We start from the raw sequence: 15,016 nt of genomic DNA, 5'->3' as shown, positions 1-15,016 counted from the left end.
TGTAAAACCCAAATATAGCTATAGCCTCAACTGCATTAATATAACATTTCCCCAAATTACTATATGATATTAGCATTAGGCACTTTATTCTTCCGATTCGGTGTGCTGCCTTAACTGCTTTGGTCCCTGGGGCCAAATAAATGCAGTAGATTGTTTCTTCCAGCCCATGCTTTTGTAAAAATTCTCTTTGCCCGGAGCAGCAGTTAAAGTTACAAAATGATAATTTTCCAATTGGGTATTTAAGGTACTTACGATTTTTTTACCTAAACCTTTGCCTTGAAAATCAGGATCAACTACAATATCCCCCAGCATGGCATAGTAACGTCCATCATCAATGGTACGTCCAAAAGCAATGAGTTGCTCATCTTTAAATACAAATAAGGTCCAGGTGCTTGACTTAAATGCCTTTTCAATCTCCGCCGGCAAGCGGGTTCTCCAATTTACTTTATCGAAAAGTTCACATACATATACCCAATCGATTTCAGAAAGGTCAGGATTAATTTTAAAAGCAGGTTTGTTGGTATCGACAGCGGTTGCTAACATATGTTTCTGGAATAGAAATAAAAGCATTTTATTCATACAAATATGATAAAATATTTATTCAAATTATTCACTGTGAAAACTTTTAATTCATAATTTCACTGACATGAAACTAAACCAAATTAAGCTCCATTTTTACCTTAGCCTTGCCCTGTTTTTCCTCCTTCACCATTCTGCCGGAGCGCAAACTTTTAAGTATGCATTTGTAACCGATACCCATATTGGAATAGGAACCGGAGACGAAGATCTCCGCAGAACTGTTGCCGACATCAACCGACAAAATGACCTCGACTTTGTTCTCGTTACGGGTGATATTACCGAAATGGGTACACTTGAAGAGATTAAAGTCGCCAAAGAAATACTTTCCAAACTTTCCAAACCCGTTTACCTTATTCCCGGCAACCATGATACCGGTTGGTCTGAGTCAGGAGGCGTAGATTTTCTGAATCAGTTTGGTGATGATAAATTTACGTTCGACCACAAGGGGTACCGTTTCATCGCATGTGCTTCGGGCCCTTATGTACGCATGTCTGACGGGCATATCCCAAGGGATGCAACAGTTTGGCTGGAAAAGCTTTTACAAAATACGCCAAAGGAAATGCCTCTGGTATTTATTAACCATTACCCGATCGACAATAGTCTTGACAACTGGTACGAAGCCACCGACAGAATAAAAAAATACAATATTCAGTATGCCATTTGTGGGCATGGCCATAGTAACAGAGCCTTAAACTTTGAGGGAATTGAAGGGACTATGGGCAGATCTAACCTTAGAGCCAAAGACAGTGTCGGAGGATATAACGTGGTTACCATGCGCAGTGATTCGGTTTTCTTCGCGACAAAGAAACCGGGGATAACAATTGAAAATGCATGGAGAAAGTTTGCATTAAAGACTTTTAATTCAACAGATAATAAGCAGTATGAACGCCCCTCCTATGCCATTAATGAAAAGTACCCACAGGTAAAACAAAGCTGGACTTATCATTCGGCGGCTAATGTCATTTCAACGCCTGCCACCGATAATAAAATCGCAGTGGTTGGTAATGCAATTGGTGAAATTGAAGCCCTTTCGCTTAAAGATGGCAGCAAAAAGTGGACTTTTAAAACCAAAGGTGCAATTTACTCCTCTCCGGTAATCGTTAAAGACATCGTGATATTCGGTTCGGGTGATAAAAATATTTATGCCCTCAAATTAAATACCGGAAAACTTGTATGGAAATATGAAGCCAAAGCTGCCGTATTAGGTTCACCCGTGGTAGAAAAAGGCTTGGTTTATATAGGATCCAGTGACCATTCCTTCCGCGCACTCCATGTTAAAACAGGTAAGCTTGTTTGGGAATTTAATGAAGTCGAAGGTGCTATAGTTGGCCTTCCTTTGGTTTATAAGGATAAAATCATCTTCGGCGCATGGGGAAGACACCTTTACGCTTTGAATAAAAACAATGGTCAGTTGGTGTGGAAATGGAACAACGGCCATGCCAACAGGATGTACTCTCCTGCCATGGTTACCCCTGTTGCAACCAATGACATTATTTACATCGCTGCGCCCGACCGTGTGCTTACGGCGATAAATGCTAAAAATGGCGAAACCATGTGGCGAAACAAAGAAGCAACTGTCAGAGAATCAATTGGTATCTCTGAAGATAAGTCTATCATTTTCGGGAAAACCATGAACGATGAAGTGGTGGCTTATAAAACGCAAAGCACGGACCCCGGGATTTTGTGGCGCTTAAACCTGAACTACGGTTATGAGCATGTTCCCTCCATGCTGATCGCCAAAGATGGACATGTATTCTTTGGAACCAAAAATGGTGTAGTCTATGCTTTTGACCCTGTTGCACAAAAAAAGTTGTGGGCCCATAAAATTGATAATTCTATGGTAAATACAGTTAATGTCATCAATAAGGACAAAATCCTGGTAGCAACGATGGACGGCGTAATAACCTTGCTTGTTAAATAATTAATTTAATTTATAGTGCATTTATTTTTTATTATAATTGCATGAAATTTAACGCTCTCATTATGCAAAAAAAGTTTTTACTCACCTTTTTAATGGTTTTCTCTGTCCTGATCACTCAGGCGCAACAAAAAACCGGCAATCCGAAAATCTTCAAATATGGAAAAATAGATCTTCAGGAATTTGAAACCAAAGTAGCAGGAGCAGATTCTGCAGCAAGAGGTATTAAGTTATTTGACATCGGCAAAGGTTGGTTTGAGGTTAGTCCTAAAACCGGTGGTTTCGTCTTTGTTTACGAACGGCATATCAGGTATAAAGTTTCCAACAAAGCAGGTTATGACCTTGCGGATTTTGACATCCAACTCTATCGTGGTGAAGGAGGTTCGGCAGAAACTTTGGCTTTTATGGAAGCTGGCACTTACAATTTAGAAAACGGGAAGATCGTAGTGAGTAAGATTACCAAAGATGCCCGGTTTTCAGAAAAGCATGATAAGAATTGGACCATAAAAAAATTCACCCTACCAAATGTCAAAGAGGGATCAATTGTAGAATACAAGTACAAGATCGTATCAGATTTCATCTTCACCTTACGGGATTGGTACTTCCAGGGCTCACTCCCGATATTGTATTCAGAATATAGTATAAAGATCCCTGAATACTTCAGGTATAAAGTTACCCCGAGGGGTTATTTTCCAATAGAGCAGGTTCAGCAGGAAGATGTCAACGACAACTTCTATATTGCAGGAAGTAACCATGAGCAAGCGCAGACGCTGCAAGCGAAATCCCTTGCATTAAAATATATTGCAGAACATGTTCCCGCAATTAAGGACGAGCGCTTTATCACCACTGTGGAGGATTATATTAGCAAAATAGAATTTGAACTAAGCAGCACAAAATTCCCTGGAAGTATTCATAAAGATTACAGCTCAAACTGGCCAAAAATAGTCACTGAATTGATGGAAGAACAGACCTTCGGGAAATTCTTTTCAAAAAGCAATTTCAGCAAGTCACTATTGCCTGAAATCTTAAAGACGGAAACCAAACCGCCACTTCAAATGCAGCTGATTTTTGACTATGTAAAAAATAATTTGAAATGGAATGACAGCTACAGCAAATATTCCACTGTTAATCAGGTGAAAACTGTATTTGAAAAAAAATCCGGTAACAGTGCAGATATTAATCTTTCCTTATTGAGTCTATTAAGGGAAGCAAAGATTAATGCATCACCTGTGTTGATTAGCACAAGAGAAAACGGTTATCACCCTGGCTATCCTTTGCTTTCAAAATTTAACAATGTCATCGTAGCTGTAGAGCTGGAAGGTGATACGGTTTTGTTAGATGCCGCAGACAAATACCTGACTAAGGATCTTATTTCTTATCAAAACCTGAATCAGCAAGGACTAAAGATAAACGTGGCTGAAAAGAATGGAACATGGATTCCGCTGGAAGTAAATAGCACAAGTAAGACCAACACTTATTATAACCTTATTTTAAATGAAGATCATACGCTAACCGGCCATTTATACCTCTCCTATAATAATTATACAGGAGTGAGTCAGCGGAATAAATTTACTGCGGCCATCAACGAAGCCGAATTTATCAAAAATTATAAAAGCGACAAACCTGGATTAGAAGTAAAGAGTTTCAAAATTGCAAACCTGGATAACCCTTCAGAATTACTCACAAACACAATGGAAGTAGTTATTGAAGACAAGGTGGAAGAAGCAGGAGATTTGATAATGGTGAGTCCTTTATTATATGAGCAAACCAAGGAGAACCCTTTCAAACTGGAGGAAAGAAACTATCCGGTAGATTTTGCTTACCCTATAGAAGAAAATTACCGTGTGCTTATCGAATTTCCGAAAAATTACAAACTAGAAAAATTACCTGCAAATGGTAAAATCCAGTTACCGAACAACGAAGGTGTTTTCACATACATGTTTTCTACAGAGGACAATAAAGTTGTCTTAAGCAGCAGAGTGCTTATTTCCAAGGCAGTTTTCCCCGCTGAAGGCTATCATGACTTAAAAGAATTATTCCGGCTCATCATAGATAAACAGGCCCAACAAATCGTATTTAAAAAGCTGTAAATTGAAAAAATTAATCCTACCTTTTTTTGTCTTTTTAAGTTTATACTCAAAAGGACAAGCTGACTATGCAGTCGCTAAAATAGCCCCGGAACTAAAACAAAATGCCGCCGTAGTTATTCGGATGGAACAAGAAGTGTTTGATCTGAAAAGCATCAGTCAGGCCACATACACCTATAAAACAGCGATTACCATTCTGAATAAAAATGGAGAAGGTGCTTCATCCTTTTATGATTTCTATGATCGTTTTTCCAGTATTTACAATCTGAAGGCCGCAATGTATGATGCAAATGGTGTAAAAATCAAAGAATATAAAAGTGCAGATTTCAAAGACAGAAGTGCCATTTCTGATGGAACTATTTATGAGGACAGCAGGGTTAAGCAACTTGAATTTTTGAACAGTACATTCCCTTATACAATTGAATATAGCTATAGTAAAGATTATACCGGTTTAACGAGTTATCCTTCGTGGTATCCTGTTAGTTCCTTTGGTTATGCCGTCGAAAAATCAGATTACACGTTTAAAATACCTGCAAGCATGTCTTTCAAGTATCTAAAAAGTAAAGGCTTAACCACAGATTCATCCACAGTTAAAGATAAAACCGTTTATAAATGGTCTTGTGAAAACTTAGCTGCACTGGAACATGAACCCTTAAGTGTGGGGCTAAGAAACGTAAGACCATGGGTGAACCTGGCGCCGAATGAATTTGAATACGACAACTCCAAAGGCAACCTTGAAAACTGGAAAAATGTCGGCGAATGGCTGTACAAGCTGAATAGTGAGAAACAACTATTACCAGAAGCAACAAAGGCTAAAATAGCAGCACTGACGGCTACAGCAAACAGTCCGAAAGAGAAAATTAACATCTTATACAAATACTTACAAGCGAACACCCGTTATGTAAGTGTCCAATTAGGCATTGGCGGTCTTAAACCCATCAATGCTGATAAAGTGGCTGCCGTTAATTACGGCGATTGTAAAGCACTTTCCAATTACATGAAAGCGATGTTGGATGAAGTAGGAATCCCATCCAACCTGGTTGTCATCGGATCAGGTATGCCTTCTCTTAATCCAAAGTTTGCAAGCCTAAACCAGGCGAATCACATGATCCTATTTGTACCTCTGGAAAAAGATAGCCTTTGGCTGGAATGCACCAATCAGCAAATACCCATGGGTTACCTGTCTTATGATTGTTCTGATAAAAATGTGTTGCTGGTTACAGCCGAGGGCGGAAAGCTTGTAAAAACACCACAATATCGGCCTGTTGATAATTTTCAACAAAGAAAAATCAAAATCGCTATAAACGAGCAAGGAGCAGCAGCCATTGATATAGATTCGGAGTATGGTTATGCACAATATGAAGGCAATTACGGAATGCTCTTTAAAGAGCCTGTGGAGCAACGCAAATCGTTGATGAACCAATTGGATATACCAAACATGGAATTGGTAAGTTTCAGTTACCTGCAGGCAGACAAAAATCGGCCGGTGGTCAATGAAAAGATTACGGTTAAATCTTCACAAATTCTAACGCATGGGGCTGACAAGGTATTTTTAACTTTAAATCTAATGAACCGCCGGGAGCGTGTGCCGGCAAAAGCGACCGACAGGAAAACCTATTTCTCTGTTCCTTATGGTTATCAGGATCAAGATGAGATTACCTACACTATTCCAACAGGTTTTAAAGTAGAATTTCTGCCTAAAGAAGTGAATATCACATCAGAATTTGGCCAGTATACCATGCTAGTCTTGCAGAAAGACAACACCCTCATCTACAAGCGGACACAAACCATGAACAATAAACAATATCCACCAGAAAAATACAATGAACTGATTGAATTTTATAAAAAGGTTTACCAGGCAGACAAGTTAAAAGGGGTATTGGCTAAAGTAAATTAGCCAATACCCTTCTATTTACTTCTTACCTACTACAACTTTTATAAAATCGTCAGTATTTAAATATAAATTAGCCAGTGAACGCAATTGCTCGCCATCAATTGTTTTCACGGTGTCAATGTATTTTTCATAATACTCATAATCCAGGCCGGAGAAGAATATATTTTTAAACTTATCAGCATGGGAGAAGGCATTTTCCAGGCTGCCTAGCATAGAACCTAACATATAGTTACGTACCAGATCAAGTTCATGTGCTGGTACAAGATCAGTTTTCAAAAGCGTGATCTCTTTTTCAATTTCAATTAATGCATTGCCACAAACTTCGGCACCTACTTCTGTCGCTATAAAAAAGTAGCCGGCATCCTTCATCGAAACTACAGCCGAGCCTATACCATAAGTATAACCCTTATCTTCCCTGATGTTAGTCATTAACCGGGAACCAAAATAGCCACCAAGCAAACAATTTAGTACCTGAAAGCCAGCAAAATCGGGATGCCTTCTGTTAATACTCATCGTGCCCATTCTGATAGCAGACTGAATGGCTTCTGGCCTTTCAATCAGGATTTCTCCCTTAGGTGCAGCGGAAAATGAAAATTGATTTTTAACAGACGGGTTGTTATTATTCCATTCCTGACCAAAAATAGTGTTTACCAGCTCAAACTCCGACTGTTCAAACTTCCCGGCAATGAATAGCGTGCAATTTTCAGGCTTATAGGCCGCAGCGTAATATTCCAACAGATCCCGTTGCTGCAAAGCATCGTAATCAGCATATGAAATATTAGAACCATAGCTGGAATTTCCAAAAATAGCATGTGCGAAGTTTTTCCTGGCCAGGAAATCATTTTTTTCCAGGCTCACCTGTAAAGATTGCTTCTGGTTCTGAATAAAGATGCCTAATTCCTGTTGTGGAAAGACACTTTCATCCAGGATGGACTTTAAAATCGGTAGAACAGCTTTAAGGTGTTTATTAAGTGAGTAGAGTTTGATGCTACTTTGATCAGCACCATATTCAGTTTGTAAAAAAGCACCATAATAATCAACCTTGTCGGCAATATCTTTTGCAGTAAGGCTGGCTGTTCCATTATTGATCAAATGGTTCACAGCTACAGCCTGTAAGGGTTTTGCAGCATCAAAATTTACATTATCAAATATAAATTCAATCCTTACAAGGTCTTGTTTGCCGGCATTAATAGTATATACTTTTATACCATTGTCAAGTTGCTGTTGTTGCGGCGCAATAAATTTTATATCATTAACCTGCATTGAATCAGGCACGAGGGTACGATTAAGCATCTTTAGCAATTAAATAGTATAAAATTGAACATTGTTCTTTTACAAATATTTGTTGAGCAGCCTGTTGTATTTGTTCAGCAGTTACCGCAAGGTACCTATCGATTTCAGTGTTTAACAAAGCAGCATCACCTAAGAGCTCATAATAAGCCAGGTTCATCGCTTTGTCCAACAAATTCAATTCTGAGAATACCATAATAGATTCAGATTTGTTTTGAACTTTTGTCAGCTCATCCACGGTAACCAGCTCCTCTTTTGTCTTTTCCAGTTCTTTCCAGATCGCTGCTTCAGCAGTTGCTACACTCACACCTTCAACCAGCTTACCTTCTATCACAAATAAACCTTCATCAATACTGCTGGTGATGTACGCATGCACATCACTAAACAACTGCTGTTCCTTTAGTAAAGTATTGTATAAACGAGAAGACTGCCCCTGCGACAACACGTCAGACAATAAGTCAAACGACTGGTAGGAATCGTCGTTCCTTGCAGGCATTTTAAAAGCCATGTAAATCGCATTCAAGGGAACATTTGCCTTAACTATTTCCTCACGGGCTTCAGTTTGCAATGGTTCTTTAGGCAAGTTTCTTACGTATTTTTCTCCGGCAGGAATGGGTTCAAACCACTTCTCTGCCATCCTGCGGATATCTTCGGTTTTAACATTTCCACCCACTACCATAATAGCATTCTGTGGGTTATAATGTTTTTTGAAGAATGCCTTCACATCATCCATGCGGGCATTCTCAATCTGCTTTAAATCCTGACCAATTGTTGCCCACTGATAAGGGTGTTCTTTATAAGCCAAAGGCCTTAATTTTAACCAGACATCGCCGTAAGGCTGATTCAGGTACCTTTGTTTAAATTCTTCACAAACTACATTCCGTTGTGTCTCCAGGCTTTTCTCTGAAAAAGAAAGACTTAACATCCTGTCACTTTCCAACCAAAAGGCAGTTTCAAGGTTAACGGCAGGTAAAGTGATGTAATAATTGGTGATGTCATTACTGGTAAAAGCATTATTCTCTCCCCCTACCCTTTGTAAGGGTTCATCATAAGAAGGAATGTTAACAGAACCACCAAACATCAGGTGTTCAAAAAGATGCGCAAAGCCAGTTTTGTCGGCTTCCTCGTCACGGGCACCTACATCGTATAATATATTTAAGACCGCCATCGGCGTCGTATCATCTTCGTGCACTAACACACGCAATCCGTTAGCTAATGTAAAACGGTTAAAGTTTACCATATTTTTTAAATAATTGTTGCAAAGATAGGAATTAAAAAAGAACAGAACTTATGGTATATTTGCCATATGAACACTGCTGAACTATTACACAGGGCACTACAATTCGACTTTTTATCTAAAGAAGAGGGTGTTTTTTTATATCATCACGCTGCCACAGCTGAATTAGCCTATGTAGCCAATGAATTAAGGAAAATACAAGTACCTTCAGGAAAGGTGACCTGGCAGATTGATCGTAACGTTAATACCACTAACGTTTGTATAGCAAATTGTAAATTCTGCAATTTTTTTAGAAGACCAGGACACGAAGATAGTTACATTACCGATATAGAAACGTACAAGCTAAAAATTGAGGAGACCTTCCGTTTAGGCGGTGATCAGCTTTTATTACAGGGTGGCCACCACCCTGATCTGGGCCTTGATTTTTACGCGAACTTGTTTAAAGAACTGAAACAACTGTATCCAGATTTAAAGCTTCATGCCTTAGGCCCACCGGAGATTGCTCATGTGGCCAAGATAGAAGGTAAATCACATACTGAGGTACTGGCTACATTAAAAGCTGCAGGCATGGATTCCTTGCCGGGTGCAGGTGCAGAAATACTTAACGACAGGGTAAGGCGACTGATCTCTAAAGGTAAATGTGGCGGACAAGAGTGGCTGGATGTCATGCGTGCGGCACACCAGCTGGATATTACAACATCGGCTACCATGATGTTCGGCCATGTAGAAACTATTGACGAACGTTTTGAACACCTGGTTTGGATCAGGGAAGTACAAAGTGAGAAACCAGCCGATGCAAATGGTTTTCTTGCCTTCATTCCATGGCCGTTCCAGGATGATGGCACTTTATTAAAAAGACTTCGTGGTATTAGTAACAATGTTTCTGGTGACGAATATGTGAGAATGCTGGCCTTAAGCAGAATTATGCTGCCAAACATCAAAAATATACAAGCTTCCTGGTTAACGGTAGGTAAATCTGTCGCTCAATTATGTTTACATGCCGGTGCAAATGATTTTGGCTCGATCATGATTGAGGAAAATGTGGTTTCAGCCGCAGGTGCACCACACCGCTTTACAGCGAATGGTATCCAGGAGGCAATCCGGGAAGCTGGATTCGACCCTCAGCTTCGTGGGCAGAAATATAATTACCGGGATTTACCCGATCACCTTGAAGAACAGGTAATCAATTACTAAATTGGCATAAATTAATTTATATGCTGACCCTGAATGCAATTATTGTTGACGATGAAGAATATGCGCGTTCTTCGCTGTATTTCCTCTTACAGGAAAACTGTGAGAATGTAAATATTGTAGGCATCGCGAAATCCGTTAGTGAAGCCAGGGCCTTGCTTGCAGGAAATAAAACAAACCTGATCTTCCTGGACATTGCTATGCCCGGGGAGAACGGTTTTGAATTGATTCCTGATGCCGTACAACACAATGCTCAGGTTGTTTTTACCACAGCCTATGACCAATATGCCCTTAGGGCAATTAAGGCAAATGCTTTGGATTACCTGCTAAAGCCTATAGATATTGAAGAACTGAAGGAAGCTGTCTCTAAAGCCACAAAATATATTTCCCTCGACAAATTGACCCAACAACAATTAGCCAGCCAACTCAGCAACCTGGCGGAAAATATTTCTGAGCGTTCCGAAATTCGCAAATTAAGTTTACCCAACGGACAAGGCGGCTATACCATGGTGGATTTTGATGATATTATCAATATTGAAGCCGACAGCAATTATTCAGTTTTTTACCTCGCCAACCGAGAAAAAATTACCGTTGCGAAAGTGCTGAAAGAATATGAAGAAATCCTGCCGGATAATAAATTTGTGAGGATTCATAAGTCAACCATCATTAACCTCGATTATTTAAAAGAATATAACTCTAAAAATGGCCTTGAGGTGGCCTTAAAAAATGGGGTTAAAATTGCTGTATCCCGCAGGAGAGCTAGCGAATTTGCCGAGAAAGTCAAAACTTATACAAATTTCAAGGGTGATAAATAGAAAATTAGCCTTTCGTATAATTGCTTATTACCTCACCCTGTTGTGCCTCACTACTGGGTCGGCAGCTTTTGCCCAATCAACTTTCATTCATCATTATACTACAAAGGACGGTCTTCCGAGCAACAATTGTTTCTTTACCTTACAGGATAGTAAAGGCTATCTCTGGTTTGGTACTGATGCGGGCGTGAGTCGCTTTGATGGTCAGCGGTTCGAAAATTTCTCCATTGATGACGGCTTACCCGATAACCAGGTCATACAGATTAAAGAAGATAAAAAAGGCAGGATATGGTTTATCGCTTTTAACGGCGAAATGAGCTATTTCCTTGATGGAATAATCTACAACAGCACGAACGACAAAAGTCTGCAGGTATTAAAGTTTAAGGCGGTGGTGATCTCTGTGTTTCAGGACAGCAAGGACAGGTTATGGTTTGGCACCAACAAAAACTTGCTTTACCTGTTTGACGGCAAATCGCTGACTACCTTTAAAGCAAGGCACCAGGCAGATCAGTTCTTTTTCACTTATATCAACGAAGATGCGCAGGGCCGGATTTGGGCCTATAGCAACAATTCTGTAAAGGTTTATGAAAATGGAAAGTTTAAATCTTCAGAAAACACCCCTGTAAAGCCTGTATCCTACAAAACCATAACGAGTTTACCAGATAATTCTTTATTATATATAGGCAAAGGAGGGCTTAACTATCATAAAGCCGATAATAACGTGGTCTTACATCAAATTGATGCCGCATTGCTCAATGACAATCTGGGTTATTTTTATGCTGATCAAAAAGAATTATGGTTAAGTCATAAAAGCGGTATTCTCCACGTTGATGAAAGCGGAAAAACACATACTTATCTGCAGGGAACCCCAACAGTGCAGGTAATTAAAGATTCAAAGCTAAACATGTGGTTTACTACTTCAAATGGTATCTACATGCTACCGGGTAGGAAGAACAGGTTATTTGTTATCGATAAGTCACACGGTCTTGGCAGCAATGCCGTTAAAAGTATTACCAAGGATAAAAAGCATAATATCTGGTTGGGCTTAGACAATGGCAACATCAATAAACTACAGCACCTCACTTTAAAGGTTGATCAGATTGAAATTCAGGATAAAGAGACTTTTAATACCGGAATCAAAAAACTATTGCTCGATGAGTCCAGTCAATCACTTCACTTTGCATCAGATTTCGGTCTTGGCAGACTAAATGGAATTGACAAAAACAATCCTACCATCGACTATTTAAAGGAAACAAATCGTTCTTTATTTGTAGTTAAAGATTTTAGCATTGATCAGGATGGCAAACTTGCCTTAGCCCTTTCATCGGGTGTAGTACTGCTTAAAGAAACAAAAAAACATTTTGAATTTAACATGAGTCATTTAAAAAATGGTGTTAACTTCTTTAATGACCGTGCTTACAGTGTTTTTTTTGATGGCAAGGGCATATTGTGGTTTTCCAATTACAATGGTTTAAATTACTTTACCGGCCATCAGGAGCGTACCCTCCAGCTTAAAGACCAATTGGCTAACAAACGGATCAATGACATTGATGAGCTGGCAGATGGAACGCTTGTCGTTGCCACTGATGGCTACGGCTTGTTTTTGATTAAAGGAAATACAATACTGTATCAGTTTACACAAAAAGAGGGCCTCGCAAGTAACATTTGCAAGAAGCTATACGTAAGCAATAACCATGTTTGGGTGGTTACCAATAACGGTATCAACAGAGTTTGTTTAATCGATGGTAAGCCCATGGTAAAATCTTTTGAGTACACCAATGCGCTATTAAGAAATGATGTGAACGATGTTTTTGTTGATGCAGATACTTCTTATTTTGCTACCAACACAGGTTTGGTTTATTTTAACCATACCCCCCACCAAAGCCCCAATGAACCACTTCATACTTTAATTTCATCTGTTGAGGTGAATGATAAAAAAAGGAGTTTAAAAGAGCAAGGCATCTTATTAGATGCTACAAGGAATAAAATCTCATTTCGTTTTGGTGCCATTGACTTTCAGGGACAGGATGTGGTATTCAGGTACCGTTTAAATCCAGATGATCAATGGATCGAAACCAGGTCCCGGAGAATGGAAACCTCCTCACTTGAGCCAGGGAAGTACACTTTCGAAGTAAGCTCAAGAACAAGCAATAGCAATTGGGGCGAACCCGATAAATTTAGTTTTGAACTTAAAGCAAAAATCTGGCAAACAACCTGGTTTATGTTGTTCCTGTTTGTCGTCGCCGGTATCTCTTTTTATGAAATTGCTGTAATGGTTACCAGAAAACAGAAAGACAAGGAACAGCAAAAACTATTATTGAAGAATAAGATCTTAATGCTGGAACAAAAAGCCCTGCAGGCAATGATGAATCCACATTTCGTTTTTAATGTGATGAACTCTATACAGCACTATATCAATACAAAGGACACAGGCTCCGCCAATAAAGTATTGACCGGTTTTGCCAGGTTGATTAGGAAAAACATGGAAATTTGCACCAAAAGCTATATTTCCATGCAGGAAGAATTAGAATACCTCGAACTTTACCTGAGCCTGGAAAAGAAAAGATTCGGCAATAAATTAAATTACGAAATCCAGGTAGATCAGCGCTTAGATAGAGAAGAAACCTTTATTCCTTCGATGCTTTTGCAGCCATATATCGAAAATGCGATTTGGCATGGCATTATGCCATTAGAAACAGGGGGAGAACTAAAAATTCTGATCAATTTAATAGCGCCTCATCTGCTGAACATCGAAATCATGGATACCGGTATCGGTATTGAAAACTCGTTGAAACATAAAAAGAACAGCCACTCCAGTAAAGGCATGAGCTTAACCCAGGAAAGAATCAATTTATTGAATGAGATTGAAGCAAACCCTATACAGATCAGCGTTAAGCAGAATGGTGGATCAGGTACATCTGTATCAATAAATATAGCTTTACCCTAGTTTATGACCGTTTACTCAATTATTAATACCATACACTAAGTAGGTGTAAATACAAACTGAAATTGCACTATACTTGTCATAGATATTAAATGCAAACGTTGTTTGTAAAGCGTTCTTAGAGGATTGATAAAGATATTTTAACCTAACCTAAAACATCTCAATTCAGGTTTCATTTGTGTGTTAAAAGTGGTAAAGCCAAAATCTTTACCACTTTTTTTTGTCCTGATTTATCGGGCAAGATATCTCCTTCAAAGCCTACCTGTAATGAAGCTTTCATCAACTTCTATTCATCGAAATTTTAAGTTATAAGTTTATGAAAGTTGGATAATTTTTAATGATCTATTACCTTAGTGATATGGACTTATTCAATACCAGCCGGATAGAAGAACAAAATTTGTTACCGAAAGACGGTGTGGTAAACTATTACGGACAGATCATGCCAGGGAAAGATGCTGATGCTTATCTCGTGCAACTTTCATCTACCATTGACTGGAAAAATGATGAAGCTATCCTATTTGGCAAGCGTATGGTGACTAAAAGAAAAGTGGCCTGGTATGGTGATGCTGATTTTGAATATACCTATTCCAATACCACAAAAAAGGCATTGCCCTGGACTAAGGAATTGATGGAACTAAAGAATATAATAGAACACAGAACCGGAGATAGGTTTAATTCCTGTCTGCTTAATTTATACCACAGTGGTGATGAAGGGATGGCATGGCATAGCGACGGAGAAAAAGACTTAAAAAGAAATGGAGCGATAGCATCCCTGAGTTTCGGCGCAGAACGTAAATTCTCTTTCAAGCATAAATCAACCAAGGCAACCGTATCTATTGTGCTGCAACACGGCAGCTTATTGGTCATGAAAGATGCCACACAATCAAATTGGTTACACAGGCTGCCTCCAACAAAGCTGGTTACCAGGCCCCGCGTAAATCTAACCTTCAGAACCATAGAGCGATGATTTATATTTAAAAATAAATTCTTGTAAAATTGCTTTTTGTCTTATTTTTGAAGTAGACAAAATTTAAAAAATTAAGTGCATTTCAAATTGATTTTTA

General features: G+C 39.0%; 10 protein-coding genes. 7 read left to right on the top strand and 3 right to left on the bottom strand.

The genetic code is table 11. The features are described from left to right. Positions 1-84: 84 nt before the first annotated feature. Positions 85-579 carry a GNAT family N-acetyltransferase gene (locus tag WG905_RS12705; protein ID WP_339592102.1) on the bottom strand — a complete coding sequence of 165 codons (495 nt, stop codon included), beginning with the start codon at positions 577-579 and terminating at the stop codon, positions 85-87. 67 nt (positions 580-646) lie between these two features. On the opposite strand from WG905_RS12705, the gene WG905_RS12700 reads away from it, so the two are divergent. The 3 genes from WG905_RS12700 to WG905_RS12690 all read left to right on the top strand — a co-directional run bounded on the left by WG905_RS12700 (position 647) and on the right by WG905_RS12690 (position 6,481). Continuing rightward, positions 647-2,500 carry an outer membrane protein assembly factor BamB family protein gene (locus WG905_RS12700; protein WP_339592101.1) on the top strand — a complete coding sequence of 618 codons (1,854 nt, stop codon included), beginning with the start codon at positions 647-649 and terminating at the stop codon, positions 2,498-2,500. Positions 2,501-2,562: 62 nt separating this feature from the next. After that, complete coding sequence (locus tag WG905_RS12695; protein ID WP_339592100.1) at positions 2,563-4,587, top strand: DUF3858 domain-containing protein; 2,025 nt, start codon at positions 2,563-2,565, stop codon at positions 4,585-4,587. Position 4,588: 1 nt separating this feature from the next. Beyond that, positions 4,589-6,481 carry a DUF3858 domain-containing protein gene (locus WG905_RS12690; protein WP_339592099.1) on the top strand — a complete coding sequence of 631 codons (1,893 nt, stop codon included), beginning with the start codon at positions 4,589-4,591 and terminating at the stop codon, positions 6,479-6,481. A 15-nt stretch (positions 6,482-6,496) separates the two neighbouring features. Here the strand turns inward: WG905_RS12690 and WG905_RS12685 are convergent, their stop codons facing one another. Together WG905_RS12685 and WG905_RS12680 are read right to left on the bottom strand one after the other, a co-directional pair. After that, positions 6,497-7,771 (bottom strand): M16 family metallopeptidase, encoded by a 1,275-nt coding sequence (locus tag WG905_RS12685; RefSeq protein WP_339592098.1) that lies wholly within the window; start codon positions 7,769-7,771, stop codon positions 6,497-6,499. Further along, entirely contained in the window at positions 7,764-9,008 is a 1,245-nt protein-coding gene (locus WG905_RS12680) for a M16 family metallopeptidase (RefSeq protein WP_339592097.1), read from the bottom strand. The genes WG905_RS12685 and WG905_RS12680 overlap by 8 nt, the downstream gene beginning before the upstream one ends. A gap of 66 nt (positions 9,009-9,074) precedes the next feature. Here WG905_RS12680 and WG905_RS12675 point away from each other — a divergent pair, with 66 nt between their 5' ends. From WG905_RS12675 to WG905_RS12660, 4 genes are all read left to right on the top strand, one after another. After that, positions 9,075-10,199 (top strand): CofH family radical SAM protein, encoded by a 1,125-nt coding sequence (locus tag WG905_RS12675; RefSeq protein ID WP_339592096.1) that lies wholly within the window; start codon positions 9,075-9,077, stop codon positions 10,197-10,199. Between the two features lie 20 nt (positions 10,200-10,219). After that, a complete protein-coding gene (locus WG905_RS12670) occupies positions 10,220-11,011 on the top strand; it encodes a LytR/AlgR family response regulator transcription factor (RefSeq protein ID WP_339592095.1) in 792 nt (263 codons plus the stop codon). Beyond that, positions 11,001-13,955 carry a ligand-binding sensor domain-containing protein gene (locus WG905_RS12665; RefSeq protein WP_339592094.1) on the top strand — a complete coding sequence of 985 codons (2,955 nt, stop codon included), beginning with the start codon at positions 11,001-11,003 and terminating at the stop codon, positions 13,953-13,955. The genes WG905_RS12670 and WG905_RS12665 overlap by 11 nt, the downstream gene beginning before the upstream one ends. 355 nt (positions 13,956-14,310) lie before the next feature. Continuing rightward, the gene (locus tag WG905_RS12660) at positions 14,311-14,919 is read left to right on the top strand and encodes an alpha-ketoglutarate-dependent dioxygenase AlkB family protein (protein WP_339592093.1); all 609 of its coding nucleotides are present in this window, start codon (positions 14,311-14,313) and stop codon (positions 14,917-14,919) included. Positions 14,920-15,016 lie beyond the last annotated feature (97 nt).

The sequence above is a fragment of the Pedobacter immunditicola genome, assembly GCF_037482985.1.
GTDB classification, from domain to species: Bacteria; Bacteroidota; Bacteroidia; order Sphingobacteriales; family Sphingobacteriaceae; genus Pedobacter; species Pedobacter immunditicola.
The sequence above is the reverse complement of the archived record's forward strand: the minus strand, read 5'-3'. Positions and strand labels throughout refer to the sequence as shown.

Excerpts from the sequence above, each read along its gene's own strand:
- WG905_RS12675 (WP_339592096.1), top strand. The coding sequence starts at position 9,075 with ATGAACACTGCTGAACTATTACACAGGGCACTACAATTCGACTTTTTA.
- WG905_RS12685 (WP_339592098.1), bottom strand. The coding sequence starts at position 7,771 with ATGCTTAATCGTACCCTCGTGCCTGATTCAATGCAGGTTAATGATATA.
- WG905_RS12705 (WP_339592102.1), bottom strand. The coding sequence starts at position 579 with ATGAATAAAATGCTTTTATTTCTATTCCAGAAACATATGTTAGCAACC.
- WG905_RS12700 (WP_339592101.1), top strand. The coding sequence starts at position 647 with ATGAAACTAAACCAAATTAAGCTCCATTTTTACCTTAGCCTTGCCCTG.
- WG905_RS12660 (WP_339592093.1), top strand. The coding sequence starts at position 14,311 with ATGGACTTATTCAATACCAGCCGGATAGAAGAACAAAATTTGTTACCG.
- WG905_RS12695 (WP_339592100.1), top strand. The coding sequence starts at position 2,563 with ATGCAAAAAAAGTTTTTACTCACCTTTTTAATGGTTTTCTCTGTCCTG.
- WG905_RS12670 (WP_339592095.1), top strand. The coding sequence starts at position 10,220 with ATGCTGACCCTGAATGCAATTATTGTTGACGATGAAGAATATGCGCGT.
- WG905_RS12680 (WP_339592097.1), bottom strand. The coding sequence starts at position 9,008 with ATGGTAAACTTTAACCGTTTTACATTAGCTAACGGATTGCGTGTGTTA.